The organism is Nitratireductor luteus (assembly GCF_026162365.1).
GTDB lineage: Bacteria > Pseudomonadota > Alphaproteobacteria > Rhizobiales > Rhizobiaceae > Chelativorans > Chelativorans luteus.
The window spans coordinates 85,854-112,049 of the sequence record NZ_JAOANW010000001.1 but is presented as its reverse complement, the minus strand read 5'-3'; the positions used below and the strand labels follow the sequence as shown (position 1 = coordinate 112,049).

Annotated in this window: 29 protein-coding genes, 2 tRNA genes and 2 pseudogenes; 16 read left to right on the top strand and 17 right to left on the bottom strand. The window is 62.7% G+C overall.

Annotated features, from left to right (window positions below):
* Position 1 precedes the first annotated feature (1 nt).
* The 3 genes and pseudogenes from N1058_RS00595 (at position 2) to N1058_RS00585 (ending at position 972) form a co-directional block, all read left to right on the top strand.
* Entirely contained in the window at positions 2 to 448 is a 447-nt protein-coding gene (locus N1058_RS00595; RefSeq protein ID WP_265515543.1) for a DNA polymerase III subunit chi, read from the top strand.
* A pseudogene (locus N1058_RS00590) lies at positions 447 to 533 on the top strand (recombinase family protein); the annotation flags it as partial. The gene N1058_RS00595 and the pseudogene N1058_RS00590, both read left to right, overlap by 2 nt.
* 4 nt (positions 534 to 537) lie before the next feature.
* Entirely contained in the window at positions 538 to 972 is a 435-nt protein-coding gene (locus tag N1058_RS00585; protein WP_265515542.1) for a hypothetical protein, read from the top strand.
* An 86-nt stretch (positions 973 to 1,058) separates the two neighbouring features.
* Here N1058_RS00585 and N1058_RS00580 read toward each other — a convergent pair.
* The 3 genes and pseudogenes from N1058_RS00580 to N1058_RS00570 form a co-directional block, all read right to left on the bottom strand.
* Positions 1,059 to 1,306: pseudogene (locus N1058_RS00580) on the bottom strand (integrase core domain-containing protein); the annotation flags it as partial.
* Between the two features lie 260 nt (positions 1,307 to 1,566).
* Positions 1,567 to 3,444, bottom strand: coding sequence for an ABC-F family ATP-binding cassette domain-containing protein (locus N1058_RS00575; protein WP_265515541.1), 1,878 nt, complete (start codon positions 3,442 to 3,444; stop codon positions 1,567 to 1,569).
* Between the two features lie 120 nt (positions 3,445 to 3,564).
* Complete coding sequence (locus N1058_RS00570) at positions 3,565 to 4,077, bottom strand: DinB family protein (protein WP_265515540.1); 513 nt, start codon at positions 4,075 to 4,077, stop codon at positions 3,565 to 3,567.
* Between the two features lie 165 nt (positions 4,078 to 4,242).
* Between N1058_RS00570 and N1058_RS00565 the strand changes: the two genes are divergently transcribed.
* Positions 4,243 to 4,935 carry a glutathione S-transferase family protein gene (locus tag N1058_RS00565; protein ID WP_265515539.1) on the top strand — a complete coding sequence of 231 codons (693 nt, stop codon included), beginning with the start codon at positions 4,243 to 4,245 and terminating at the stop codon, positions 4,933 to 4,935.
* A 76-nt stretch (positions 4,936 to 5,011) separates the two neighbouring features.
* A complete protein-coding gene (ndk, locus tag N1058_RS00560; protein WP_265515538.1) occupies positions 5,012 to 5,434 on the top strand; it encodes a nucleoside-diphosphate kinase in 423 nt (140 codons plus the stop codon).
* A gap of 84 nt (positions 5,435 to 5,518) precedes the next feature.
* Here ndk and N1058_RS00555 read toward each other — a convergent pair whose 3' ends face one another.
* The 5 genes from N1058_RS00555 to N1058_RS00535 all read right to left on the bottom strand — a co-directional run bounded on the left by N1058_RS00555 (position 5,519) and on the right by N1058_RS00535 (position 9,686).
* Positions 5,519 to 5,986, bottom strand: coding sequence for a molybdenum cofactor biosynthesis protein MoaE (locus N1058_RS00555; RefSeq protein WP_265515537.1), 468 nt, complete (start codon positions 5,984 to 5,986; stop codon positions 5,519 to 5,521).
* Position 5,987: 1 nt separating this feature from the next.
* The gene (gene moaD, locus N1058_RS00550; RefSeq protein WP_265515536.1) at positions 5,988 to 6,239 is read right to left on the bottom strand and encodes a molybdopterin converting factor subunit 1; all 252 of its coding nucleotides are present in this window, start codon (positions 6,237 to 6,239) and stop codon (positions 5,988 to 5,990) included.
* Between the two features lie 5 nt (positions 6,240 to 6,244).
* Positions 6,245 to 6,835 carry a CDP-diacylglycerol--glycerol-3-phosphate 3-phosphatidyltransferase gene (gene pgsA / locus N1058_RS00545; protein ID WP_265515535.1) on the bottom strand — a complete coding sequence of 197 codons (591 nt, stop codon included), beginning with the start codon at positions 6,833 to 6,835 and terminating at the stop codon, positions 6,245 to 6,247.
* 107 nt (positions 6,836 to 6,942) lie between these two features.
* Positions 6,943 to 8,925, bottom strand: a complete 1,983-nt coding sequence (uvrC, locus tag N1058_RS00540) for an excinuclease ABC subunit UvrC (RefSeq protein WP_265515534.1) — start codon at positions 8,923 to 8,925, stop codon at positions 6,943 to 6,945.
* Positions 8,922 to 9,686 (bottom strand): SDR family oxidoreductase, encoded by a 765-nt coding sequence (locus N1058_RS00535; protein WP_265515533.1) that lies wholly within the window; start codon positions 9,684 to 9,686, stop codon positions 8,922 to 8,924. The genes uvrC and N1058_RS00535 overlap by 4 nt, the downstream gene beginning before the upstream one ends.
* 426 nt (positions 9,687 to 10,112) lie before the next feature.
* Here N1058_RS00535 and N1058_RS00530 point away from each other — a divergent pair, with 426 nt between their 5' ends.
* Both N1058_RS00530 and N1058_RS00525 read left to right on the top strand, forming a co-directional pair.
* Positions 10,113 to 10,772, top strand: coding sequence for an outer membrane protein (locus N1058_RS00530; protein ID WP_265515532.1), 660 nt, complete (start codon positions 10,113 to 10,115; stop codon positions 10,770 to 10,772).
* Positions 10,773 to 11,022: 250 nt separating this feature from the next.
* Complete coding sequence (locus N1058_RS00525) at positions 11,023 to 11,691, top strand: outer membrane protein (protein ID WP_265515531.1); 669 nt, start codon at positions 11,023 to 11,025, stop codon at positions 11,689 to 11,691.
* A gap of 57 nt (positions 11,692 to 11,748) precedes the next feature.
* Here N1058_RS00525 and N1058_RS00520 read toward each other — a convergent pair whose 3' ends face one another.
* The 3 genes from N1058_RS00520 to N1058_RS00510 form a co-directional block, all read right to left on the bottom strand.
* A complete protein-coding gene (locus N1058_RS00520) occupies positions 11,749 to 12,405 on the bottom strand; it encodes a ribonuclease T2 family protein (RefSeq protein ID WP_265515530.1) in 657 nt (218 codons plus the stop codon).
* A gap of 22 nt (positions 12,406 to 12,427) precedes the next feature.
* Entirely contained in the window at positions 12,428 to 12,859 is a 432-nt protein-coding gene (locus N1058_RS00515) for a hypothetical protein (RefSeq protein ID WP_265515529.1), read from the bottom strand.
* A gap of 108 nt (positions 12,860 to 12,967) precedes the next feature.
* Positions 12,968 to 13,816: a 23S rRNA (adenine(2030)-N(6))-methyltransferase RlmJ gene (locus N1058_RS00510; RefSeq protein WP_265515528.1), complete on the bottom strand. Its 849-nt coding sequence runs from the start codon at positions 13,814 to 13,816 to the stop codon at positions 12,968 to 12,970.
* 116 nt (positions 13,817 to 13,932) lie between these two features.
* Here N1058_RS00510 and N1058_RS00505 point away from each other — a divergent pair, with 116 nt between their 5' ends.
* Complete coding sequence (locus N1058_RS00505) at positions 13,933 to 16,041, top strand: molybdopterin oxidoreductase family protein (RefSeq protein WP_265515527.1); 2,109 nt, start codon at positions 13,933 to 13,935, stop codon at positions 16,039 to 16,041.
* A gap of 387 nt (positions 16,042 to 16,428) precedes the next feature.
* Here N1058_RS00505 and N1058_RS00500 read toward each other — a convergent pair whose 3' ends face one another.
* Genes N1058_RS00500 through purM form a run of 3 tightly spaced genes read right to left on the bottom strand, consistent with a single transcriptional unit; the run spans position 16,429 to position 18,713 of the window.
* Positions 16,429 to 16,920 carry a DUF1801 domain-containing protein gene (locus N1058_RS00500; protein WP_265515526.1) on the bottom strand — a complete coding sequence of 164 codons (492 nt, stop codon included), beginning with the start codon at positions 16,918 to 16,920 and terminating at the stop codon, positions 16,429 to 16,431.
* A 24-nt stretch (positions 16,921 to 16,944) separates the two neighbouring features.
* On the bottom strand, positions 16,945 to 17,652 hold the full coding sequence (gene purN / locus N1058_RS00495; RefSeq protein WP_265515525.1) for a phosphoribosylglycinamide formyltransferase: 708 nt from the start codon (positions 17,650 to 17,652) through the stop codon (positions 16,945 to 16,947).
* Entirely contained in the window at positions 17,649 to 18,713 is a 1,065-nt protein-coding gene (gene purM / locus N1058_RS00490; protein ID WP_265515524.1) for a phosphoribosylformylglycinamidine cyclo-ligase, read from the bottom strand. The genes purN and purM overlap by 4 nt, the downstream gene beginning before the upstream one ends.
* 202 nt (positions 18,714 to 18,915) lie before the next feature.
* Here purM and N1058_RS00485 point away from each other — a divergent pair, with 202 nt between their 5' ends.
* From N1058_RS00485 to N1058_RS00455, 7 genes are all read left to right on the top strand, one after another.
* Complete coding sequence (locus N1058_RS00485) at positions 18,916 to 19,464, top strand: CDP-alcohol phosphatidyltransferase family protein (RefSeq protein ID WP_265515896.1); 549 nt, start codon at positions 18,916 to 18,918, stop codon at positions 19,462 to 19,464.
* Positions 19,445 to 20,590 (top strand): AI-2E family transporter, encoded by a 1,146-nt coding sequence (locus N1058_RS00480; RefSeq protein WP_265515523.1) that lies wholly within the window; start codon positions 19,445 to 19,447, stop codon positions 20,588 to 20,590. Before N1058_RS00485 ends, N1058_RS00480 begins: the two co-directional genes overlap by 20 nt.
* Positions 20,587 to 21,279 (top strand): DnaA regulatory inactivator HdaA, encoded by a 693-nt coding sequence (gene hdaA, locus N1058_RS00475; RefSeq protein WP_265515522.1) that lies wholly within the window; start codon positions 20,587 to 20,589, stop codon positions 21,277 to 21,279. Before N1058_RS00480 ends, hdaA begins: the two co-directional genes overlap by 4 nt.
* A gap of 95 nt (positions 21,280 to 21,374) precedes the next feature.
* Positions 21,375 to 21,451 (top strand) — tRNA-Pro (locus N1058_RS00470).
* Positions 21,452 to 21,526: 75 nt separating this feature from the next.
* Positions 21,527 to 21,832, top strand: coding sequence for an ETC complex I subunit (locus N1058_RS00465; RefSeq protein ID WP_265515521.1), 306 nt, complete (start codon positions 21,527 to 21,529; stop codon positions 21,830 to 21,832).
* 19 nt (positions 21,833 to 21,851) lie between these two features.
* Positions 21,852 to 21,928, top strand: a tRNA-Arg gene (locus N1058_RS00460).
* Positions 21,929 to 22,105: 177 nt separating this feature from the next.
* Positions 22,106 to 22,312, top strand: coding sequence for a dodecin family protein (locus tag N1058_RS00455; protein WP_265515520.1), 207 nt, complete (start codon positions 22,106 to 22,108; stop codon positions 22,310 to 22,312).
* A 103-nt stretch (positions 22,313 to 22,415) separates the two neighbouring features.
* On the opposite strand, the gene xseA is transcribed toward N1058_RS00455, so the two are convergent.
* Together xseA and N1058_RS00445 are read right to left on the bottom strand one after the other, a co-directional pair.
* Positions 22,416 to 23,978, bottom strand: coding sequence for an exodeoxyribonuclease VII large subunit (xseA, locus tag N1058_RS00450; protein WP_265515519.1), 1,563 nt, complete (start codon positions 23,976 to 23,978; stop codon positions 22,416 to 22,418).
* 68 nt (positions 23,979 to 24,046) lie between these two features.
* Positions 24,047 to 24,997, bottom strand: coding sequence for a LysR family transcriptional regulator (locus N1058_RS00445; RefSeq protein WP_265515518.1), 951 nt, complete (start codon positions 24,995 to 24,997; stop codon positions 24,047 to 24,049).
* 254 nt (positions 24,998 to 25,251) lie between these two features.
* On the opposite strand from N1058_RS00445, the gene N1058_RS00440 reads away from it, so the two are divergent.
* Entirely contained in the window at positions 25,252 to 25,539 is a 288-nt protein-coding gene (locus N1058_RS00440; RefSeq protein ID WP_265515517.1) for a DUF1127 domain-containing protein, read from the top strand.
* A 461-nt stretch (positions 25,540 to 26,000) separates the two neighbouring features.
* Here the strand turns inward: N1058_RS00440 and yacG are convergent, their stop codons facing one another.
* Positions 26,001 to 26,195: a DNA gyrase inhibitor YacG gene (gene yacG / locus N1058_RS00435; protein ID WP_265515516.1), complete on the bottom strand. Its 195-nt coding sequence runs from the start codon at positions 26,193 to 26,195 to the stop codon at positions 26,001 to 26,003.
* Position 26,196: the final 1 nt, after the last annotated feature.

Sequence of the window (26,196 nt, the reverse complement as noted above, 5' to 3'; positions counted from 1 at the left end):
GGTGGACGTTCTTTTTTACCACCTGACCGAATCGACACTGGAAGAAGCGCTCCCCCCGCTCCTGGAAAAGAGCCTAGAGCGGGGGTGGAAGGTGGCGGTGCAGACGGCGAGCCCGGAGCGCCGCGATGCGCTGGACGCACATCTATGGACCTTCCGCGACGACAGTTTCCTGGCTCACGGCACAGACCTGGAGCCGGAACCGGCGGCACAGCCCATTTTGCTGACCACCAGGGCGGACAACCCCAACGAGGCGTCGATCCGCTTTCTGGTCGAGGGCGCTGAACCTGGCGCTCTCGACGGATATGAGCGCGCCGTGTTTCTGTTCGACGGACACGACACGATGCAACTGGAGGCCGCGCGCGGCCAGTGGAAGGCGATGAAGGCCGCCGGCCACGCCGTGACCTATTGGCAGCAGGGCCCGGACAGGCGCTGGCAGAAGAAGGCCTAAGGCGCTGCGGAGTGGTGATACGCTCATTGTTTGGAAACTCGACCGGCTCGGTAGGGATCTTCGGCACCTCGTGAACCGTCATAAAATGTATGCTGCCGATTTCAGCAAAGCATGTTATTTCAATGAAGCAGTTTTCTCGCCTCCTCGTCTTAACTCCCGCATTGGCCGGAGTTCTGCTGCAGGGATATATCGCCTTCGTGATGCCGGACGGGCACCTTGACGCATGGCTGGCCGGGCTATTTCTCTATTCCTGTCTTCCTTACGCGATCTGCTGGGTTATCGCCACCCGGTCCAGTCCGCTGGCCGGATTTTTCGGTGCGCTTGCCGCGCTGATCGCTGACATGATGACGTTTTACGATGTCTTCGTGGCGCCCACCTCTTCCACCGCAGCACTCGGACTGGTCATTGCTCCGGCGGTGAACCTCGTCCTTTTTATGCCAATCGGGCTCATCATCGGATGGTGCATTCATCGCGGAATCCGTGCCTGTCTCTTGCGCGGCCAGATGCCTCCGGCGGATTCATGAGGCGGACAGCAGCGAGGGGGCTGGAATGGCTCGCGGATCATCCCGAACGAGTACCTGAATGCCGAGCACCGGCCCTGAGGGAACCGCTAGGTGTTCAGTCCCGGCATTTGATGATTGGGTCGAGAATGAATCGATCCGGCTCTGAAGTCCATCGTTTGCAGATGAACTCGTAAGGTGTGAGGCCTTTGAGCGTCTTTAGCCTTCGCCCGAAGTTGTATGCGTCGATGAAGTCCTGAAGATGCCGGCGCAGTTGGTCATGATTGTCGTAATGGAAGCGCTTGACGGTCGCCTCCTTGATGGTTCGGTTCATCCGTTCCACCTGTCCGTTCGTGAACTTGTCCCATAGTGCCTCCTTCCATTCATGGGAAAAGATTGCACCATCAAAATGCGGGATTAAACACCCCTAGAAGACCCGCGTGCAGATTCCGCGGCCTGGTTCGTCAAGTTTGAGGTATCCGTTGATGCGCCTGGGCGCGCGCGTTCCCGCCTCGTCATCCTCAACGCAAGAATCAGCGGGGCATTGGCAAAACGGAGTTGATGAGGATAGGGGCCGGTTCACCGTCCTGCCGGAGGCGGCGGCGGTGACATGGCACCCTATCCGGCCATCTCTTCTTCATACTCGGCTGAAAGGGTCAGCCACTTTTCCTCGTGCCTTGCGATGGTCGCGGCCAGGTCGGCCCGCTCCTTGGCAAGCCGGGTGGCCTTCGCGGGATCGCGCTCATAGAGCACCGGATCGGCCATCTCGGCCTCCACCGCGGCCATGCGCTTGCGGGTACGCTCGATCAGACCCTCCGTGGTCTTGATCTCCTTGGCCAGCGGCTCCAGCGCTGCGCGCCGCTTTGCCGCCTCGCGCCGCTTGTCGGCCTTGGAGGCCTTGTCCGCTTCCTTGCGCTCGCGCCGCTGGCTGCCGCCTCCGGTGGTCAGCGCGCGATAATCCTCCATGTCGCCATCATAGGGCTTCACCGTCCCCTGATCGACCAGCCACAGCCGGTCGGCGCATGCCTCGATCAGGTGCCGGTCGTGGCTGATGAGGATGACGGCGCCGTCGAATTCGTTGAGCGCCTCGACCAGCGCTTCGCGGCTGTCGATATCGAGATGGTTGGTCGGCTCGTCGAGGATGAACAGATGCGGCGCCTCGAACGAGGCGAGCCCCATGACAAGCCTTGCCTTTTCGCCGCCCGAAAGGTCGCGCGCCGGCGTTTCCATCTTCTCGGTGGAAAGCCCGAACTGCGCCACCCGCGCCCGCACCCTTGCTTCCGGCGCACCGGGCATCAGCCGGCGCACATGCTGATGGGCGTTTTCGTCCGGGCGCAGATCCTCGAGCTGGTGCTGCGCGAAGATCGACACCTTCAGCCCGGGGGCCAGCGTCAGCGTGCCGGCCTGAAGGCCGAGCCTGCCGGCGATGAGCTTGGCGAAGGTGGACTTGCCGTTGCCGTTGGCGCCGAGCAACGCGATGCGGTCGTCATTGTCGATGCGCAGGGACAGGCCCTTGAGTATGGACTTGCCGTCCTGATAGCCGACTGCGCCGTTTTCGATGGCAACGATAGGCGAGGCCACGGCCTTTTCAGGGTTCGGAAAGCGGAAGGGCGTGACGTTCTGGTTCACTGTCGCCGCAACGACCTGCATCTTCTCCAGCGCTTTCAGCCGCGATTGCGCCTGCCGCGCCTTGGACGCCTTGTAGCGGAAGCGGTCGACGAAGGACTGCATGTGCTTGCGCTGAGCGTCCTGCTTGACCCGCATCTTTTCCTGCAGCTCGGCCTTCTCCGCATATTGCCGGGCGAACTGGTCGTAGCCGCCGGACCAGAAGGTCAATTTGCGGTTTTCCAGATGCACGATCGAGTTTACCGCCTTGTTGAGAAGGTCTCGGTCATGGCTGATGAGAAGGACCGTGTGCGGATAGCGCGAAAGATAGCCTTCAAGCCACATCGTGCCTTCCAGGTCGAGATAGTTGGTTGGCTCGTCGAGCAACAAAAGGTCCGGCTCGGCGAACAGCACTGCGGCCAGCGCCACCCGCATGCGCCAGCCTCCGGAGAAGGACGAGGCGGGGCGTTTCTGGGCTTCGGCGTCGAATCCCAGGCCGGCCAGGATCGAGGCGGCGCGCGCCTCGGCCGAATGGGCCTCGATATCGGCCAGCCGGGTCTGGATCTCCGCGATGCGGTGGGCATCGCCCGCCGTCTCCGCCTCCGCCATCAGCCGCGCCCGCTCGGCATCCGCCTTCAGGACGATGTCGATCAGCGGCTCCTCGGTGCCGGGTGCTTCCTGCGCCACCTGGCCGATGCGCGTGGCTTTCGGCAGGTTGACGCTGCCCGTCTCCGGCGACAACTCCCCCGTGATGGCGCGAAACAGCGTGGTCTTGCCGGTGCCGTTGCGGCCGACAAGGCCGGCCTTGGCGCCGGCGGGCAGGGTGACCGAGGCATGTTCGATGAGCAGCCGGCCGGCGATACGGAGTGAAAGATCGTTGATTGTAAGCATGATCGCGCGGTTTTGGCTGAGCGGACCGCCGCTTGCAAGCCCCCATCGGTCAATGGGCGTAAAGAAAGACCTACGATAGGCAGCAGGTTACAGGGATCGAGCAGGATGCCGCTTCCTGTTCTACATGAAGCGCGCTCCGGCTTCGGTGCGCTGAAAATATATGAGGTCCAGCGACGGCGGGTTCTGGTTCAATTGAGACAAGATCGTGTGCGCCTGGCCGCGATGGTGCGTCTGGTGGTTGAAGAAGTGGGCGAGCGCGGGGGAAAGCCGCTGCGTGACGGTAGCCGGCTGGACGATCGTCCTGTAGGAGAAGGTCCGTTCGAATGCCGCATCGGCCAGCCCGCCGACATAATGCTCGATCCGCGCGTCCTCGACCTCCCGGGCCGCTTTCAGGTCGGCCAGGCGGTCATGAAGGATGGCGTCCAGCCTCGTAGGCGCGTCGCCTTCGCCGGTGAAGCGCTTCATCCAGATGCGGTCGGCAACAAGTATATGGTTGAGCGTGCCGAGCATGGACCCGAAAAATGCGCCCACATCCCGCCCAAGCTCGTCGTCCGACAGCGCCTCAGCCGCTTCGTAAATCCTCCCGTTGGCCCACCGATTATAGGCAGCCATCATCGTATAGTGCCCCTTCATATCGAACCCTCGTCTCTCATTCGTTGGAAGGCTTGCATTATGAAGCAGAACGGCCGGCCTGAAACATCAATTCCCCTTATGAAAGCATTGATGAAACTCCATAGAAAATCTGCCCGCTGCGTGTAGAGATCGGTCCCGACATCGATCGAGGAAAAGGCGTGTATCATGACCATTCTGCTTTACGACCTGGTGGGAGAGGACGCCGCGCGTCCATTCAGCCCACATTGTTGGAAGACCGCATTCGCGCTCGCTCAAAAGGGTCTGGAGTTCCAGTCCGTACCGACCCGTTTCCTGGACGTCTCGACGATTGAGGATGGCACCACCAAGACGGTGCCGCTGATCCGCGATGGCGGAAAGCTCGTGGCGGATTCGTTCGAGATCGCCGTTTATCTCGATGACGCCTATCCCGACCGGCCCACGCTTTTCGGCGGTGAAGGGGGCAGGGCGGCGACAAGATTCGTAGAACGCTGGTCCCAGCTCACGCTCCACACCTTCATCGGCCAGGCCGCGCTGATGGACATCCACGATATGCTCGGGCCGCAGGACCGGGCCTATTTCCGCAAGAGCCGGGAGGAGCGCTTCGGCAAGGCATTGGAGGAGGTGCCGGTGGGCCGCGACGAGAAGGTCGCAGCCTTCCGAAAGGCGCTGGAACCGCTCAGGACGCTGTTCTGGAAACAGCCTTTCATAGGCGGCGATGGGCCGCTCTTCGGCGACTACATTGTTGCCGGCGCGCTGCAGTGGGCGCGTGTGTCTTCGCCTTTTGTGCTGCTGGAAGGCGATGATCCCGTCGCGCAATGGTTCGAGCGGTGTCTCGATCTGCATGGAGGCCTCGCCCGCCGCGTGCCTGCAGCGGCCTGAACACCCTTCACAGACGCCTCCGCCCCGGCTATAGAGCCGCCATCTCAAATATTCTCCCAGAATCGAAGGATTTGAAATGGCGATCGAACGCACCTTTTCCATGATCAAGCCGGATGCGACCAAGCGCAACCTGACGGGCGCCATCGTCAAGATGTTCGAGGATGCAGGCCTCAAGGTCGTCGCCTCCAAACGCGTCTGGATGAGCCGCCGCCAGGCCGAGGGCTTCTATGCGGTCCACAAGGATCGCCCGTTCTTCGGCGAACTCGTCGACTTCATGTCGTCGGGGCCGACGGTGGTGCAGGTGCTCGAGGGCGAGAACGCCATCGCCAAGAACCGCGAGATCATGGGCGCCACCAACCCGGCCGAGGCCGCGGAAGGCACCGTCCGCAAGATCTTCTCCCAGTCCATCGGCGAAAACTCCGTCCACGGCTCCGATGCGCCCGAGACGGCGGCCGAGGAAATTCGCTACTGGTTCGCGGAAACCGAAATCGTCGGCTGAATCGATTTTCCAGCCGCAAGCCGCAGACTGTTGAAAAGACTCTGAAAAGCCGGTGGCGGTGCCGCCGGCTTTTTCTGTTCCTGGCTATTTCTTCCAGCGCCCGGCCGCTGCCGCATCGCTTTCCTTGGCTTCCACCCAGCCGCCTTCGCCGCTATCGGCAAGATGTTCTTTCTTCCAGAACGGCGCGCGCGATTTCAGGTAGTCCATCAGGAAGTCCGCTGCCTCGAACGCCGCCTTGCGGTGCGCGGACGCCGCCACGACAAGGACGATATTCGCACCCGGCTTCATCATTCCGTGGCGGTGGATGACGGTAAGGCCGGTCAGCGGCCAGCGCTCGGCGGCCTCCCGGGCGACCCGTTCGATCTCGGCTTCCGCCATGCCCGGATAATGTTCCAGTTCGAGCGCGGCCAGCCGGCCACCTTCGTCGCGGCACAGGCCGGTGAAGGTGACGACGGCGCCGATGTCGTGCCGATTTTCCGCCAGCGCCCTTATTTCCGCCCCGGCGTCGAAGTCGTCGGGCTGGACCCTGATCGTGGGCCGGCAGGCTGCCATCTCAACCACCCGTCATGGGCGGGAACAGCGCGATCTCTCCCGATTCCGGCAAGGGAGTGTCGTGGCTGACATGCTCCTGATTGATGGCGACGCGTATGATCTCGGGATATTCCAGCGCCGCGCCGTAGTTCTCGCCCCGCCCCTTGAGCCAGGCCAGGAGGTCGGACACGCGCGTCACATCCGCCGGAAGCTCGACATCCTCCTCTCCCTTGCCGATGCGCTCGCGTACCCAGGCAAAATAGATGAGCTTCATCGCGCTCACTCCTCGACGATGTGCTTCAAGCCGGCCCGGAAATAGTCGTAGCCCGTGTAGAGCGTGACCAATGCCGAAAACCACAGGAGCGCTATGCCTGCTTGCGTGGTGTACGGGATGATTTTGTCACCGGCGGGTCCGGCCAGCAAGAATCCGATGGCGATCATCTGGATCGCCGTCTTCCACTTGGCGAGCTGCGTGACGGGGACACTGACCTTGAGCGCGGCAAGATATTCGCGCAGGCCCGAGACGAGGATCTCCCGGCACAGGATGATGATGGCGGCCCAAAGCGTCCATCCGGCAATGGTCCTGTCGGTGTCGGCGGCCAAAAGCAGCAGGCAAGTCGCCACCAGAAGCTTGTCGGCGATCGGGTCGAGCATCCTGCCGATATTCGAGGTCTGTTGCCATGTGCGCGCGAGATAGCCGTCGAAATAGTCGGTGACACTGGCGGCCAGGAAGATGCCGAGAGCCGACCACCGCGCAAAGTCGCTCGATTGCAGGCGCCCCTCCAGAAAAAAGCAAAGCACGATCAGCGGCACCGCCATGATACGTGCGTAAGTCAGAAGGTTAGGAAGGTTGTATGCGTGCTTGGACATGAAAGGCCGCCAGAAATTCCGGTACACCCTCAAATCAGATGCCGGTAGCAATGGTCAAGCGCCAGCGTGTCCGCCGGCATTCAATTGGTGCGGCGCGCTCGAATACCTCATCTGCCATCGTGGAAATGATCATAAATCGACTTGGCCATGGATTCGGAAATTCCCTCCACTGCCATCAGGTCTTCCAGCCCGGCCCGGCTCACCGCCTTAGCTGTGCCGAAATGGTGAAGCAGCGCCCGCTTGCGGCCAGGCCCGATACCGCTGATCTCGTCGAGCGGGTTCCTGACCATCTCCTTCTTGCGGCGCGCACGGTGCGAGCCGATGGCGAAGCGGTGCGCCTCGTCGCGCAGCCTCTGCACGAAATAAAGCACGGGATCGCGCGGCGGCAGCGCGAAGGATGGCCGTCCCTCGACAAAGAAGCGCTCGCGCCCCGCTTCGCGGTCCGGCCCCTTGGCAATGCCGATGGCCGTCACCTGATCGGCGATGCCCATTTCGTCCAATATGGCACGCACCGCGGACATCTGGCCCTGGCCGCCGTCGATCAGGATAACGTCCGGCCATGCGGGAAAGGCGTCCGCATCCTTCCCGTCGTCTTCGCCCCCCTTATCGGCCTCACCATCGTTCACCCCGTTGTCCCGTAGTCCTTCCTCCTTGAGAAGGCGGGCAAAACGCCGCTGCATGACCTCGCGCATCATGCCGAAATCGTCGCCGGGGGTGATGTCCGTCGAGCGGATGTTGAACTTGCGGTACTGGTTCTTCACGAAGCCTTCGACGCCAGCCACGATCATCGCGCCGACGGCGTTGGTGCCCATGATGTGCGAGTTATCGTAGACTTCGATACGGCGCGGGGCACTGTCGAGCCCGAAGGTCTCCGCAAACCCTTCCATAAGGCGGGTCTGGGACGAGGTTTCGGCCAGCCTGCGCCCCAGCGCTTCACGCGCGTTCTGCAGGGCGTGGTCCGTCAGGTCCTTCTTCTCGCCGCGCTGCGGCGCCGAGACCGTGACCTTTCGCCCGGCCCGTGTTGAAAGTGCTTCGGCCAGAAGCTCCTGCTCCTCGACGGGATGCGACAGAAGAACCAGGCGGGGGCAGGGCTTGTCGTCGTAGAACTGGGAAAGGAAGGCTCCCAGCACCTCGCCGCCCTCCATCGCGGAATCTGCCTTGGGGAAATAGGCGCGATTGCCCCAGTTCTGTCCCGTCCGGAAGAAGAACACCTGAATGCAGCTTTGCCCGCCCTCCTGGTGGATGGCGAACACGTCGGCCTCTTCTATGCCCTGTGGATTGATGCCCTGATGCGCCTGAACGTGGCTGAGTGCCGACAGACGGTCACGATAGACCGCCGCGCGCTCAAAATCGAGTTCTTCGGCCGCCTGCTGCATGGCGGTGGCGATGTCGGACTTGACCTTGCTGGAGCGGCCCGAAAGGAAGGCCTTGGCCTCATCGACGAGTTCGGCATAATCGCCGGGGTCGATCTCTCCCGTGCAGGGCCCCGAACACCGCTTGATCTGATAGAGCAGGCAGGGCCGGGTGCGGCTTTCGAAGACCGAATCCGTGCAGGTCCTCAACAGGAAGGCCCTTTGCAGCGAGTTGATCGTGCGGCCGACGGCGCCGGCGGAGGCAAAGGGGCCGAAATAGTCTCCCCTGCGCGAGCGCGCACCGCGATGCTTGAAAATGCCGGGGGCGGGGTGGTCGCCGGTCAAAAGGATATAGGGAAACGATTTGTCGTCGCGCAAAAGCACGTTGAAGCGCGGCCGCAGCCGCTTGATGAGATTGGCCTCCAGCAGCAGCGCTTCGGTCTCGGTCCGCGTGACGACGAATTCCATCGACGCGGTTTCGCGGATCATGCGGGTGATGCGGTTGGTATGACCGCGCCCCTGGGCGTAGTTCGTGACGCGCTTCTTCAGGCTGCGCGCCTTGCCGACATAAAGAACGTCGCCGGCCGCATTCATCATCCGGTAGACGCCGGGCTGGTTGGGCAGGCGCTTGACCGCCACCTGGATGACCTCGGCCCCGGAAAGACCATGGTCGGTGGCCGGCGTATCCCAGGAGATGGCTTCGGCGGTGGGTATGGTCGTATCGGCAAGGGACGTCATTCATTCACCCCCGCGATGTCCGGTGTTTCCCAGGCGAGATGCTGGCCGCCGTCGAGCGCGATCATTTGCCCCGTCACGGAACGCGCTTCCCACAGAAAGCGCACCGCCGCGCCGAACTCCTCCAGCGAAGGCCCACGTCCAAGCAGGAGCGCTTCCGTCTGCCGGTCGAAATCCGCCTGCTCCTGCCGCCGGTTGGGCAGGGTAGGGCCGGGCCCGATGGCATTGACGCGGATTCGCGGCGCAAGCGCCTGCGCCATGGTGCGCGTCGCGGTCCACAGCGCGGATTTGGAAAGCGTATAACTGAAGAAGCGCGGTGTGAGCTGCCAGACCCGCTGATCGATCATGTTCACGATGAGTGCTTCCCTGTCGGCCGGCAGCGAGGTGGCGAGCGCGCGCGCCAGCAGCGCCGGCGCCTTCACATGCACGTCGAAATGCCGGTTCCAGACTTCGTCGTCGAAATCGGTCACCGCGTCCTCTTCGAAAACCGATGCGTTGTTGACGATGATGTCGGGTATGCCCAGCGCCTCTTCGGTCTGGCCGACAAGCGCGCTCACCGCATTGCTGTCGGCAAGATCGGCTTGTAGCACGGCCGCGCGGCCACCATCCTCTTCGATCTCCCGAGCCAGATCGTCGGCCTCGCGGATCGAGTGATCGCAATGAATCGCTACCGCGAAGCCATGAGCAGCCAGGTCGCGCGTCAGCGCAGCGCCAATCCGCCTGGCCCCGCCGGTGATGAGGGCGACTTTTTCAGGTCTTGTCATTGCAGCCCATTTTTTAAAAGTGTCGGCGATGCATATTCGCTACGCCGACAATATCCTCACCTCCATGTAAGCCGAATATGTTGCGCCTCCAAGCCCGTCGGCAGGCCCTGGGGACGACTTCCTGACACGGTGGCCCGCCTGCTTGTCCCACTCTCAGCATCTCTTCGGGGCAGCCTGTTATCCGGTTTGTAAGCGTATTCGTATACGTGCGCATTCAGCTGTACATGCACCCCAATCTTGCCATGTCGGCGCTCGCTGGAAATCCCAATCGCTGCTTGTTTCAGCCATAATTTGCTGGCAAGAAGCACCGGACTGCTTCTCTGGCGCCTTTCAGGCTTGGAAGCAGCTGTCCGTCGCGGAGCCATTTTCCCGCACGGGCGACAGGATAGTCGATTGCTTGAATACATAATAGTTTAAGGATTTAAGATGAAAGCCAGTAGGATTACTACTATTGCCGCAGCTATGATGGCTGCGGCGGCGACGCTTCCCGCGCAGGCGGCCGATGCCATCAAGCCGCAGCCGTCGGCACCACTCGCCCCGGCCTATGTTTCCACTCCGGCCCTAGATTGGGACGGCGGCTATGCCGGTGTAGCGCTCGGTTATGGTTTCGCCGGCAGGAATGAAGTCACGCAGCAGCACATCGAGGCTAAGACCAAGGGCTTCATCGGCAGCGGTTTTGCCGGCTGGAACTTCCAGACGGGCGGCTTTGTCTACGGCGTCGAAGGTGACATCGGGTACAGCGCGGTCAAAGGCTCGAACGCCGGCATGGACTTCAAGTCCGGTGCAGAAGGATCGTTGCGCGCTCGTCTGGGTTATGCGATCACCGAAAACATTCTCCTCTACGGTACGGCAGGTGGCGCTGCCGAGCGTCTGAAGGTCACGCAGGGCGGACGATCCGACACGAACACCATGCTTGGCTGGACAGCCGGTGTTGGTGTCGATGCCAGGGTCACGGACAATGTCTTCGCTCGGGTGGAATACCGCCTCACGAGTTTTGGCAGCAAGAACTTCGATCTCGGCTCCGGTTCGGCTTCGGTCAAGGACGGCAATAACAGAGTCATGATCGGCCTCGGCATGACGTTCTGATATTTCCGGCAAGGGCCGGGGAGAACGCTCCGGCCCTTGTGTCTTTTGCGCAACACTCGGCGCTGCGTCAGAATGATGACGCTTTGCAACCATTTTCCGGACATCTTTTTCTGGCTGTTACGCCCAAGGCGGGAACCGCGCAGGTGCATAAGCATTATGCACCGGGCGGAACTCGGGGCTCGGCGGGACGCTTGTCGGCCTCCCTGACATGGCGTCGCTGCTTGTTTGATGTGGCTAAGGAGTTCTGAGAATGAAGGCCAGTAAGAATCTCACGCTGTCGGCTGCGGCCGCAGCCATTATCGCCGTTACCGGCGTTTCCACCGTCTACGCTGCTGATGCTGTTATGGAACAGCCGCCAGCACCGCCCGCTGCTCCCATGGAAGTCGCGCCGGTCGCAACCTGGGCAGGTCCCTATGCGGGTATCGCGCTCGGCTACGGCTTTGCGGGCAGTGCCGACGTAGAAGGTACCACCGACATTGAAACCGACGGTTTCGTGGGCAACGTGTTCGCCGGCCACAATTGGCAGCAGGGCTCGTTCGTCTACGGTATCGAGGGCGATGTCGGCTACAATGGCATGAAAGGCGACAGCGCCGGTTTTGAGTCCGAGGCTGGCGTCGACGGTTCATTGCGTGCCCGTCTCGGCATCGCGGCAACCGAGAACGTGCTGCTGTACGGCACGGCCGGTGGTGCTGCGGGCCGTCAGGAACTGACCGGTCCCACCGGTGCTTCCGACACGAACACCCATCTCGGCTGGACCGCCGGTGCCGGTGTCGACGTCAAGCTGACGCCGCAGTCCTTCGCGCGTCTCGAGTACCGCTATACCGATCTCGGCAGCGAGACCTACACGCTGGGCGGCACGGACTACGAAGCCGACGCATCGAGCAACAAGGTCATGCTCGGCTTCGGTATGAGCTTCTAAGCTTCAACAGGCTTGGATCGCAGAAAAAGCCCGGCCGTTGCGCCGGGCTTTTTTGTTTCAGCGCGTAGCCGGCATCAGTGCCTGTTCGGCGCGGCAGCCCTTGCTATCCACCTCGGGGCAGGCGCGAAATTCCAGGTCTTGCGTCAGGCAGATGCGTACCTCGCGTAGAAAACGCCCTCTGCAGGTCACGGCGATGCCCTCGGCATTCAACCCTTCATTGGCATCCATGAACGCCGTTTCGACGCCCGTCGGCGAGGCCAGCAGGGGCGAGGCGGGGTTTTTGAACGATTCAGGCACAGAAATGCGCTCACGCGCCTTCCGCACCAGATCGAAATAATCCCGTTGGCTCAAGCCGGAGCAGGTGCCATGCTTGCGCCATTGATGCCCGATCAGGCCGGCAGAAGGCATGAGGTCGATGACCTTGCCGACCAACTGGTCGGGAACCCGGTCCGGCAGGCGGGCACGGCAGAATTCGGGGTATCCGTTGTCATATTGCGGCCAGAGCCCGTGCACGACGAAGGCGAACGGCCGTTCGCGGCGGCATTGCTGCGGGGTGGCCTGATCGCCTTCCGCAGCGCAATAGCTGGGCGACCAGGAGAGCGAGAGGACGTAATAGTCGAACGTGCCGGGCTCTGCGCCGCGCTCGCCGGCCCCGGCGGGCAATGCCGCAGCGACAAAGGCAGCAACGGTCGCTCTACACAGAAAACGGTTCAATCCACGCCCCGGCGTCAACAACTCAACGCAGCACTCGGCATGAGCCGTTGTAGACCTTCCAGCGGTCGAATCCCGACAGGCAGAACTCCACATTGTCGCCAATGGAAGCGAAGCCCTGACCATATTCGATCACATACCAGATGTTGCGGTCGCGCCCGTCGGAAAGCCGCGCGGTCGCCCGGCAATAGCGCCGTTCGATGGGGCTATCGGCTGCCGCCGGCTGATAGCGTGTCAGACCGGCGCCATAGAAATCCACGATCTCCACATCGGGAAGGTTCGGCACATGCGTGACCTGATAGCGGAACCGCTTCTGAATAGTGGTACGCACATTCTTGTGCCCGCAGATCGTATCCGTCCCGTCATAGATGCCAATGATGTCAGCCGCATGGGCGGTAGGAGCGGTTGCCAGTGCCGCAACGAATGCGGCTGCTGCAAGGCCTGTCGAGCGTAACATTGCAATCCTCCAGTTCAGGCGCCGTTCGAGGGATTCGCGATGCCCGATTTGACGTTGCGGCACTTTTTACCAGGTCCGGCAAAGGGTCAAGCCGGAAGTTCGCAGCTGCTATTCACCCACCAGGCGCGTGACGGCGATCTCGCCGCCTCTGGTCTCAGTCAGGATCGGGGTGAGGGCGGATAATATCCGCCGCACTTCCTCTTCCAGAACGTAGGGCGGGTTGACGACGATCATGCCGGTTCCATCCAGCCTTGGCTCCGGCGAGGGCGGGCGTTTCTCGAACACGATGTCGATCATGTCGCCGATGCCGCTTTCGGCCAGCCCCCGGCGGAAGCCGGCAACCGCCTGCCGGTCCTTGATCGGGTACCACAGCGCGTAGATACCGCCCGGCCAGCGACGGTACGCGGTCCGCAGCCGCTCGATCATCCTGCCGAACTCACCCTCCTGCTCGAAAGGCGGGTCGACCAGCACCAGCCCGCGCTTTTCCTTCGGCGGCAGATGCGCGCCCAGCGCCAGCCAGCCGTCGAGATGAATGGTGCGTACCTGGAAATCTCCGACAAAACGGGCGGCCAGTTGAGCCGCGTCCGCCTCGTGCAGTTCGATCGCTGTCAGCCGGTCCTGCCGGCGCAGCAGATGGCGCACGATCGTCGGCGAGCCGGGGTAACAGGTGAGCGCGCCCGGCTGATTCACCGCGCGAACGACCTCCAGCAAGGGACTCAGGAGATTGGCACTTTCCGCATCGAGCGTACTCGTCATCAACCGGCCGATACCCTCGCGCCACTCGCCGGTGCGCTGTGCTTCCTGCGAGGAGAGATCGTAAAGGCCGATGCCCGCATGGGTGTCGATGACCCGGAACGCTTTGTCCTTTCGCTTCAGATATTCCACAATACGCGCCAACACCGCATGCTTCACCACATCGGCAAAGTTTCCAGCGTGAAAGGCGTGGCGATAATTCATCGGCAGTTTCCGAAACGGGCTTTAGACGACCGATCACTGTCCTTGATCGGTAGACGTACATTATTTGATGAAACTGGCTCTACGCTCCCACCGAAAGAATCGCTAGTCTCCGGCCCATGAACACGCACAGCAATATCCATATCGGTCATTCCGCCTGCCCGCATGACTGCCCGTCCACCTGCGCGCTCGACATCGAGATCGTCGACGGCAGGCTCGGCCGTGTGCACGGATCGAAGGACAACAGCTACACCGCTGGCGTGATCTGCGCCAAGGTCGCCCGTTATGCCGAGCGCGTGCATCACCCCGACCGCCTGTTGAAGCCGATGGTGCGGGCGGGCGCAAAGGGCGAGGGGGCCTGGAAGGAGGCGAGTTGGGAAGCTGCGCTTGATCTGATCGCCGAGCGGTTCCTGAAGGCCGAGGAGCTGCATGGCAGCGAAACCGTATGGCCGTACCAATATGCCGGCACGATGGGCCTGGTGCAGCGCGATTCGATCCACCGCCTTCGCCACGCCAAGCGCTATTCAGATTTTTTCGGGACCATCTGCACCAATCCTGCCTGGACCGGATTCGCCATGGGTGCCGGCGATCTGCGCGGACCCGACCCGCGCGAAATGGCCAAATCCGATTGCGTGGTCATCTGGGGCACGAATGCGGTCGCCACCCAGGTCAATGTGATGACCCACGCCATCAAGGCGCGCAAGGAACGCGGCGCGAAGATCGTCGTCATCGACATTTACGACAATGCCACGATGAAACAGGCCGATCTTGGCCTCGTCGTGAAGCCGGGCACCGATGCAGCACTCGCCTGTGCCGTCATGCATATCCTGTTTCGCGACGGCCATGCCGACTGGGAGTATCTGTACAAATACACGGACGATCCCAAGGGCCTCGAAAGGCATCTGAAAACCCGCACACCCGAATGGGCCGCCGAAATCACAGGCCTGCCGGCTGTCGAAATCGAGGCCTTCGCGAAACTCGTCGGTGAAACCAAGCGCACATTCTTCCGCCTCGGCTACGGATTCACCCGAAACCGCAACGGCGCCGTGAACATGCACGCTGCCCTTTCCATCGCAACGGTGACGGGCGCATGGCAGTATGAGGGCGGCGGCGCGTTTCATTCCAACTCGTCGATCTTCGGGCTCGACAAGTCGCTGGTGGAAGGTCACTCCTACAAGGATCCGCATATCCGCGCGCTCGACCAGTCGCAGATCGGCCGGGTGCTGACGGGCGACCCGCAGGCCCTCTACGGCGGCCCGCCGGTGACGGCCATGCTGATCCAGAACACCAACCCCGCCAATGTCGCGCCCGAGCAGCGGCTGGTGAGACGCGGCCTTGAGCGCGACGACCTCTTCGTCGCCGTGCACGAGCAATTCATGACCGACACGGCGAAGCTCGCCGATGTGGTGCTGCCGGCCACCATGTTCGTGGAGCATGACGACATCTATCGCGGGGGCGGGCACCAGCACATCCTGCTTGGACCGAAGCTGATCGACCCGCCCGGCGAGGCCCGCGAAAACCTGTTCGTGATCGAGGAACTGGCAAAACGCCTCGGCGTCGATCATTTCGACGGGTTCGGCCTGACCGCGCGGCAGCATCTGGACTGGATGCTTGGCAAGCGCGGGCTCGGCAGCTTCGACAGTTTCCGCAAGGAGCGCTGGGCCGATGTCCAGCCCGATTTCGAGACGGCCCATTTCGTCAAGGGTTTCGGCCATGCGGACGGGAAGTTCCGTTTCCGGCCGGACTGGACCGGGACCGCCGCGCCAAACCGCCCGCCCGAATCGATCGGCATCCAGGGGCCGCACGAGCGCCTGCCGGAGTTTCCCGACCATGTGAATTTCATCGAGGCGGCCGATGCCGAGCATCCGTTCCGGCTCGCCACCTCGCCGGCGCGCACTTTCCTCAATTCGAGCTTTGCCGAGACGCCCGGCTCCATCAAGCGGGAAGGGCGGCCCGAACTGATGCTGCACCCCGAAGACGCCGCCATGCTCGGGCTCGCCGCCGGCGACCGCGTCGAGATCGGCAATCCGCGTGGCGAGGTCGTTCTGCATGTGAAGATGTTCGAGGGTCTGCGCCGCGGCGTCGTCGTGGCTGAAGGCATCTGGCCCAACAGCGCCCACGAGCGCGATGAAGGCATCAATGTGCTGACCGGCGCCGACGCCATCGCTCCCTATGGCGGCGCGGCTTTCCACGACACCAAGGTTTGGGTGAAGGCGGTTCAGGAATAACGCGTCGATAGTGGCAGGCGCCCGCCTCCGTCATCAACCATGTTTTGCGAACGCGCCTCTGAATTCTGGCATCGAGGATGACGATGTAGGGCACCCCGCCTCGTCATCCCGACCGACCACAGGGAGAGCCGGGACCCATCGGGTTAGCGCGGCCGGTTTCCGCAGAAAGGGCCACGATTCTGAAATGCGCCGCGACGAGGCCCTTCGACAAGCTCAGAGGGGCCGCGCTCTACGTTGTTCTTCCAAGGCCCCGGCTCTCCCTACGGTCGGCCGGGGTGACGAGCCGGGTTCCTCGCGCTCTGCGAAACGCATCAATGGAGTTCGCCTGAATTGATGACGAGCTTCTGGCCTTCGCGCACCGACTAACCCACGGGGAATTGGCACTATTCATTTCCCAGTGCGATAGGTCAAAGCGAGCCCGATACAGTGTCTTAGCGCGTTTTCCGGAATCTCCTTCTCAACGCGAAACAGCAGTGCCCGCGTCCCTTCATAGTCAAACAGGCCGGGGTAATGCGCCTCGAACTGCTGGGTCAGGCTGGTGCTGCAGTGGACAAAAAGCGCATAGCCGTGGTGGGGCGACTTCGGGATGCCGAGCCTGATCGTGCTGCCGCTGCCGGTCTCGGGGGTCAGATAGGCTGGCTGGCCCCATTTCAGCGTCTCCTTGATGGCTCCGACCTCAGGCGTTGCTGCCGCGACCTCGAAGATCAGACGGCGCAACGCGAGCAGGCGACCCCGTGCAGGTGCCTCAATCGCTGCGAAAGCGGAAGCCACAAGGGCATCGCCAAATGGTGGCGCAGCGCCGATATCGGGGTGGGATGTGCCCATCATGAGGGCAGAATGACGGGCGGCCAGAATGCCGTCAACGGCCCGGCCCGCCAAGCCGGCCCTATCGCGCCCTTCCCGTCAGGGCGTCAGCCGGGCCAGATCCTCTAGGTCGAACACCTCCTCGATGGAGGAGGGCACCGTCAGCGAGGCCGTTTCGCCCCAGCCGATATTCGCATTTCGGTCGAATATTGTGCGCCCTCCTTCCATCCGCGCCTTGCCCGAGGCGACCAGCGCCAGGGCCAGCGGATATATCCTGTGCTCCACCTTCAGGATGCGGGCGGCGAGTTTCTCCTCGTCGTCTTGCGGTAAAACGGGGATGGCGGCTTGCGCAATGACGGGACCGTCATCCATCTCCGGGGTGACGAAGTGCACGGTGCAGCCATGGATACGCATGCCGGCTTCAAGCGCCCGCTTGTGGGTTTCCAAGCCCTTGAACAGCGGAAGTAGGGAAGGATGGACGTTGATCATCCGTCCTTCGAAGCGGCGCACGAAGGCGGGGCTCAGGATGCGCATGAAGCCGGCAAGGCACACGATTTCCGCACCTAGGTCGGCAAGGGCCTCGCCGAGGGCCGCCTCGTGTGCCTGCCGGTCGGGAAAATTTGCGCGGGGAATGGCAAGCGCCGGAATGCCGGCGGCCTCGGCCGCTGCGAGACCCGGCGCGTCCTCATTGTCGGAAATGACACCGCAGATTTCGGCCGGGTAGTTCGCCTCCGCCGCGGCGCGGATGAGCGAGCTCATATTGGAGCCGCGGCCGGAAATCAGGATTGCCGTCTTCCTTGCGGTCATAGCTGGAGCGCTCCGTTGTAGATGACGCCGTGCTGGCGGCGCGGGCATATGCGGCCGAGCGTGGTGACGTGCTCGCCCTCCTTCTGCAGGACAGCCGCCACCTGGGCGGCTTGTCCCGCCGCCACCACGGCGATCATGCCGATGCCGCAATTGAAAGTGCGCAGCATTTCGGTGGCTTCCACCCCACCCGTTTCGGCAAGCCACGAGAAGACCGGGGGTGCTTCGATGGCGTCGAGGTCGATCTCGGCGGCATATTCGGCCGGCAGGACGCGCGGAATGTTCTCGGGGAAGCCGCCGCCGGTGATATGCGCGAGCGCCTTGATGCCGTGGGTGCCGGAAATCGCGCTCAGGAGCGGCTTTACATAGATGCGGGTCGGTTCCAGAAGCGCCTCGCCAAGCATCTTGCCGGCTGCGAAGGGAGCTTCGTCCCGCCAGCCCAGCCCGCTCAACTCCACGATCTTGCGCACCAGCGAGAAGCCGTTGGAGTGGACGCCGGACGAGGACAGGCCGAGGATCACGTCGCCTTCGACGATGTCGTTGGTGGGCAGCAGCCTGCCGCGCTCGGCCGCACCCACGGCAAAGCCAGCCAGATCGTAGTCCTCGCCATGATACATACCGGGCATTTCCGCCGTCTCGCCGCCGATCAGCGCGCAGCCCGCCTGGCGGCAGCCCTCGGCGATGCCTGATACGATGGCCGCCCCCTGCTCGGGATCGAGCTTTCCGGTCGCAAAATAGTCGAGGAAAAAAAGCGGTTCACCGCCCTGCACCACCAGATCGTTGACGCACATGGCGACGAGGTCGATGCCGACCGTATCGTGCCTGCCGGCCTCGATGGCGATCTTCAGCTTGGTGCCCACGCCGTCATTGGCGGCGATCAGGATGGGATCGGTGAAGCCGGCGGCCTTGAGGTCGAACAGTCCACCGAAGCCGCCGATTTCGCTATCGGCCCCTGGCCGCCGCGTTGAGCGCACCATGGGCTTTATCTTTTCCACCATCGCATTGCCCGCATCGATGTCGACGCCGGCCTGCGCATAGGAGAGACCGTTTTTCTTTTCGCTCATGACCACACCTTTTTTGCAGCCTGCAAGGCGGCTCTTCCCTGGCTAATCGCACGCGTGGGCGCGGCCTGCAAGGCTGTGCCGCAATCGCGCACAGACCAGTTCCAACTCCCGCGTGGCCCAATTCTTTCCCCTTGAAGGGAGCCGCCCGCGGGGGCATCTATGCATGACGCCGCAACTGATCCCGGGCGAGGGAGGCACCGGATTGACCATCCCCAACATTATCACGCTGATGCGCTTCGTGCTCGTCCCAGCCGTGGTCTTCGCGCTGTTGACGGAGAATGTTGACTGGGCGTTCGCCGGCTTTCTGCTTGCCGGGATTTCTGACGGCGTCGACGGTTTCATCGCGCGCCAGTTCAACCAGCGCACGGAACTCGGCGCCTATCTCGATCCCATCGCCGACAAGCTGCTGCTGGTCAGCGTCTTCGTGGTTCTGGGCTATATGGGGCATCTGCCGCTCTGGCTGGTCATCGCCGTGGTCTCCCGCGACGCCTTGATCGTCGGCGGGGTCCTGCTGGCCACCATCATGGGCAATCCCGTCGCGATGAAGCCGCTGTTCATCTCCAAAGCCAATACACTTGCGCAGATACTGGTGGCCGCAATGATCCTTGCCGAACTTTCGCTGGAATATCCGTTCGGGCCGCTCCATGACGGGCTCATCTACCTGTGCGGGCTCTTGACCGTGGCTTCCGGCGCGGCCTATCTCGTGAACTGGATCAAACATATGAGCGGCTATGTCGATACCGGCCCCTGACATGGAAGAGACTGGCGGACAGCCGCAGGGGGGGCGGTTGAAGCGTCAGCTTGTCTTCTGGGCCTTGGCCGCAGCCTTTCTCATCCTGTTTCTCTACGTTTTCAGCTCCATCCTGCTGCCCTTCCTGGCCGGCATGGTGGTTGCCTATTTCCTCGATCCCGTGGCCGATCGCCTAGAGCGCCTCGGCCTGTCGCGCACGCTGGCGACGGCGTTGATTCTCGTCGCGTTCGTGATCGCGCTGGCGCTGGCGCTGATGATTATCGTTCCAGTGCTCGGCAATCAGCTGTTGGGCTTTCTCGGGCGGCTTCCCGACTATCTCTCGCGTCTGCAGGAGATGGTCACCACGCTCGATCCGGACTGGTTCGAGCAGACCCTGGGCGTTGAATCGGCTGCTCTGCGTGACGGCCTGTCGACGCTGCTGGCCCAGGGCACCGGCTTTGTGGCGACCTTGTTCGGGTCCGTCTGGAGTTCGGGTGTCGCGTTGATCAATCTTGCCAGCCTGTTCGTCGTCACCCCGGTGGTCGCGTTCTACATGCTGCTGGACTGGGACCGGATGATTGCCCGGGTCGATAGCTGGATCCCGCGCGACCATGTGGTGACCGTGCGTCAGATCGCCCGCGACATCAACGTGGCAACCGCCGGTTTCGTGCGCGGCCAGGGCACGCTGTGCCTGATCCTCGGCGTCTACTATGCCGTCGCCCTCACGCTCGTCGGCCTCAATTTCGGTCTCCTGATCGGGTTGGCTGCCGGTCTCATCAGCTTCATTCCCTATGTAGGCTCTCTGATCGGGCTGGCGCTTGCTCTCGGTGTGGCCTTTGTCCAGTTCTGGCCCGAATGGTATTGGGTCGCAGCCGTTGCGGCGATCTTCCTTTCGGGCCAGTTCGTCGAAGGCAACATCCTCCAGCCCAAGCTGATCGGCCGCAGCGTCGGCCTGCATCCGGTTTGGCTCATGTTCTCGCTCTTCGCCTTCAGCTTCCTGTTCGGCTTCGTCGGCCTCCTCATCGCCGTTCCGACCGCCGCCGCTATCGCGGTTCTGATTCGTTTCGCGATCGCCCGCTATCTGGAATCGCCGCTCTACCATGGCCACAGCGGGCCCGCCGGGACACACAAGCACGAACCCCGATGACGCGGAACGACGACGCTCCCCGGCAATTGCCGCTGGACCTTGCCCACGGTTCGGCGCATTCACGCGACGATCTGATCGTCACGTCCTCGAACGAGCGTGCCGTGGCGCTGGTGGAGGCCTGGCCCGACTGGCCGTCGCCGATCACGGTCCTGGCGGGTCCTGCCGGCTCCGGCAAAACGCATCTGGCCGCCATATGGGCTGAGGCGACAGGGGCCGCCGCCGCGCCCGCCGGCGCTATCGAGCCTTCCTTTTTGGCGCTCGCGGAAACCCGGCCGATCCTTATCGAGGATGCCGACCGTCCCGGCCTTGATGAAAAGGGCCTGTTTCATCTCATCAACGCGGTGCGGGGCGCCGACAGTCACCTGCTTCTGACCGCGCGGCGTTTTCCGCTCGGCTGGGGCGTCGAACTGCCCGACCTGCGCTCCCGTCTGCAGGCCTCGGCCACGGTGGAAATAGACGAGCCCGACGACATGCTGCTCGCCGGCGTCCTGGTAAAGCTCTTTGCAGACAGGCAGGTTTCGGTCGAGCCGCATGTCGTGCAGTTCATCACGCGCCGCATCGAGCGTTCGCTGTCCACCGTGCAGCGCGTGGTCGAGGAACTCGACCGTGCCGCGCTCGAGCGGAAGTCGCGCATCACCCGCCCGCTCGCCGCTGAAGTCGTCGCGCGGTTCGAAACAGGCCGGAACTGAATGTCTGGCTACCAATATCGGCGGTGCGACAAAGCTGCGATTGTTCGTATTCCCCCTTGCGCCCCGCTGCACGAAACCCTAATGAGACCAGGCCTCGGAGCGTAGCGCAGCCTGGTAGCGCATCTGGTTTGGGACCAGAGGGTCGCAGGTTCGAATCCTGCCGCTCCGACCACGGCATCTCTGGCCATCATGGGGCTTTTCGCCTATCACTTTTGGCTGAAACAAGATCAAGCAATGAGGGTCGAACGTGTCCGCGCGCATCTACAGCCCCGCTAGGAACGCCATGCAGTCCGGCACCGCCAAATCGGGTCACTGGGTACTTGAGTTTGAGCCCGAGGCGCCACGCAAGATCGACCCGCTGATGGGCTATACCTCGTCTTCCGACATGAAGAGCCAGGTCCGCCTCACCTTCGCCACGAAGGAAGAGGCGGTGGCCTACGCCCAGAAGAACGGCATCGCCTTTCGGCTTGAGGAGGCCAAGGCGCCGAAGCGCCGTCAGGTTTCCTATGCGGAGAATTTCCGCTATGACCGCAAGGTCCCGTGGACGCACTGATTGCCGCCGTCCGCGCGCCGGTCCCGTAGCTCAGCTGGATAGAGCACCGGCCTTCTAAGCCGATGGTCGCAGGTTCGAATCCTGCCGGGATCGCCACGACTCCAAGGGGTCCATTCTGGACACATAGGTTACATTTTATACCGGACACATGGGTAACACTTTCGGCCCGAAGAGGGCGAGAGATTCCTGCCGGCATGTCTCGTCGTCAGACGTGGTGGAACATTCCCCGCGGGCTGACGTTTCCCGTGGGTGTTCAACCCAGAGGAGGCAAAGATGACCATCGCCCGCGTTACGGAAATATCCGCGACATCTTCCGAGAGCTTCGACGATGCGGTGAAGCAAGGGATCGAACGGGCCGCAAAGACGCTCCGCAACATGAAGAGCGCCTGGGTGAAGGACCAGAATGTCGAGATCGAGAACGGTGGGGTCTCCATGTACCGGGTGAATTTAGCCATTACATTCGTTTTGGAAGACAGCTAGGCCCGGCACAATAGCTGACTGACTGAAGATGGCGCCGGGCAATCGGATAAAATCACGCTGCGGCAATATGTTATATCGCGGTGATGATTCAGTTCATCACCGACTAGAATAGCGAGCCCTGCTTGCCCGGGGCCTTCGGCTTGGCGGCCCCCTTCTTGGCGCCCGTCGCGGGTTTTCCCGCGACCACGGCGCCAGCGACCTCATCGTAGAACTGGATGTGCACTTCTTGCCCGGCGATGAGTTCGGCCGCGCGCTTGACCGGACGGTCGGAAGCGTCCCGTACAAGCGCGAATCCCCGCTCCAGGACGCCCTGGTAGGAAAGTGTCCTTGCGAGCCGCTCCGTCTGGTCGAGCCGTCCGCGCGTGCTCTCCAGCCGCTGTGTCATCGCCCGGTCGAGCCGCCCGGTCGCCGCATCCAGCTTCTGCCGGTTGAGTGCGATCCGCTCGGAAGTCGTGCGCGGCGTGATCCGTCCGCCGTCCCGTTCGAGACGTGCCCGCTTGTTGCGCAGGAGGCCAAGAAAGACCACGGGAAGCCGCGCGCCGCATTGCGCCGAGCGGCGGCGCGCTTCGCCAAGCCTGCGTTCGAGCGATCCGATGGAAAGCCGCAGCCCTTCATGCTTGAGCCGCTTGCGCTGCGTGGAGGCGTGCAGCGCACGCACGATGCGGCCCGCTGCCTCGTCGAAACGCCGGCGTGGCAGCGCGAAGAGCTGATCGGGTGAGGGCAGGGCACGTGACAAAGCGCGCAGACCCTGGTTGCGCCGATCGAGGTCACGGGAGATCGCCCCCTTGAGTCGCGCCGAAAGACGCGAGAGGCCAGCCTCGAGTTCAGCCTTGACAGGCACCGCCATTTCCGCGGCGCCCGTGGGCGTCGGCGCACGCCGGTCGGCGGCCAGGTCGATGAGCGTCCAGTCCGTCTCATGCCCGACGGCGGATATGATCGGTATGTGCGAGGCCGCCACGGCCCGCACGACAGCTTCGTCGTTGAAGCCCCACAAGTCCTCCAGGCTGCCGCCGCCCCGCGCCACGATCAAAAGGTCCGGGCGCGGCAGCGTTCCGCCGGCATCGAATGTGTTGAATCCGGCGATTGCGCGCGAGACCTCCGCCCCTGCGGTCTCACCCTGCACCCGAACCGGCCAGACCAGCACATGCACCGGGAATCGGTCGGCGATACGATGGATGATATCGCGGATGACGGCGCCGGTGGGCGAGGTGACGACACCGATGGTGCGCGGCATGAAGGGGAGAGCCTTCTTACGCTCCTCGGCGAACAGCCCTTCCGCCCCGAGCTTGCGCTTGCGCTCCTCCAGGAGCGCCATCAGAGCGCCGGCGCCTGCCGGCTCGATGCTTTCGATGACGATCTGATATTTCGACGAGCCGGGATAGGTGGTCAGCTTGCCCGTCGCGATGATCTCCAGGCCTTCCTGGGGCAGGAATTTAAGCTTCGAGAAAACGCCCTTCCAGATGACGGCTTCAAGCCGCGAGCGCTCGTCCTTGAGCGAAAAATAGCAATGTCCCGAGGCGTGCGGGCCGCGATAGCCCGAAATCTCGCCGCGCACGCGTACATGGCCGAAGACATCCTCGACCGTACGCTTCAGGGCGATGGAGATCTCGCTGACCGAGAATTCGGCAACGTTGCTGAGCGAATCGCTGTTTTTCTTATCAGGCATGTGACGATTGAGCGGCTTGGGCACCGCCAGGTCAAGCCCGGCGCACGCCTGCTTCCCATGGTATTACATCACCACCCTGGCAGGACCTGGCTTGGCCTCAGCCGCTTCCCGCGGCGGTGGGTAAGGGATGCGAAATCGAAACCTTCGGCCTCATCGGGCATCAGCGGCACCGAGATGTTGTCGAGGCTCTCAGTGACATGCCGCGCCAGCGCGTCCACCACCTCCATGTGGCTCGTCCGGCCGCGCATGAGGCCGATGCAGCAATCGGGAAGCGGGGGAAAACCATCGTTCTCACCGAGAACGCGCATCCCCGGCCGCAGCGCGCATTCAGGCAGGACCGATATCGCCGCGCCCGAAAGCACGGCGGCGCTGATCACTGTGGCCGAGAAGCTGGTGAACAGCGTCCGGTATTCCCGCCCCATTTCGTTGAGCGCGTCGCAGGCGTGCCGGCGCCAGGTGCAGGTCGGGCGGCCGAACGCCATCGGCAGGATCTCGCGCTCATGGGTCGCATGGCTTACCGAGGATACCCAAAGAAGCGGCTCGCGCCGGACGATTTCGCAGGTGTTGTCGTCGGTCAAAAGTGCGAGGTCGAGGTGACCCTGGCGCACATGGTGGATGAGGTTGGGCGTCGGCTCGCACAGGACCGACAATTCCACGCGCGGATTGGACCGCGAAAAACGCGCCATGATTTCCGGCAGGAAACGTTCGGCATAGTCGTCGGGCATGCCGATGCGCACGCTGCCTTCCAGCGTCTTGTCGTCGAAGGCTGCAAGCGTTTCGCGATTGAGGCGCAGCATCCGCCGGGCATAAAGAAGCAGCCGCTCGCCCTCCTCGGTCAGCCGATTAGTGCGGCCATCCTTTTCGAAGAGCGCCTTGCCGACCCGTTCCTCGAGCCGCCGCATCTGCATGGATACGGCCGATTGAGTGCGATGCACTTCGTCCGCCGCACGCGTGAAACTGCCGGTATCGGCAATGGCGACGAAGGTGTTGAGCTGATCGAGATCGAGCGGGGCTACCATTGTGGCGATCCATATCATCACTGATTTTGATGCGAAAGATTAGAAACATTCGTTCGACTAATCAATCTCATCGTGAGAAAAACGTAATTGTTCCGGCAAAGGCAATGACGCTGCTGGAAAGAGTTCGCCCCCAGGGCATTTAGCAGCCGACAACGCGCAGTGCAGCGCCGCAGAAAGTTTTCTGCGCGTGGCTTTGTGGTCGGCTCGCGGCCTGCGAGGCGGGCGAGCCATTTGAAACGCGAAGGAGAAGTCCGATGACTGTCGCTCACCACAGTGCAACGCCGATCACCGCTGCCGCCCGGCCGGGATTTGCCGCGCGCGTGGCCCGTGCGGCGGCGGGCCTCCTCACCCTATGGAAATCGCGCCGGGCCATGCGGCACCTCAATGATCTTTCCGATTGGGAACTGGCCGATCTAGGCCTTGTCCGGGAAGACATTGCGCGCGCCTATGAAATCCCGCTTCTCGACGATCCCACGCTGCGGTTGCAACAGATTGCCCGGAAGCGGGCCCGCTCGGAAACGATCATGCGCCGCCGCCCTTGAATTCAAAGTTCTCCCATGCAGGCGTTCACTCCCATCACGCCGGTTCCCCCCGGCTGCCTGCATCTTTGCCCGGTTCCCTGTGAACCGGGCTTTTTTATTGCGCGATCTCACTTGTTTGCAGAGAAACGTTCTCGCCGCTTTCAGACCTTGTGGACGGTTGAGTGTCTGCGCGAGGCGTGCTGTCCACGGCTTCGGGATGCTTGAAGACGGTGGCTCTCGTGTCCTGGCAGGCGCCGGCGAAAAGCATGGCGAGTGCGCAGGCTAAGGCAATCGGCAGTCGATGCATCGAAACGACGCTCTCTTCATCTCGCTTGGCCGGTGCCCAGTCTGCTGCGGGCGCGCCCACGCTTTGGCTGAAAAAGAGGGATAGCCGATCGGACGAAAATTACAACTAGAAGTAGATAATAAAGCAGAAAGCAATGACAGCGCGAGCTTTCGGCGCCGCTGTGACCAAGGAAATGTCAGTTTTCCTCGCCTTTACCCTCGTCGTCGAGAGGTGGTCCTGGAATGGTATAGGAGCCGGACAGCCAGCGGTTGAGGTCCACGTCCTTACACCGCTTCGAGCAGAAGGGATAGAATTCGCGCTCGGAAGGCTTGCCGCATTCCGGGCACGGTCTTCTGGGCCTCAATGGGGTTACTTTTTCCGTATCGGACAAT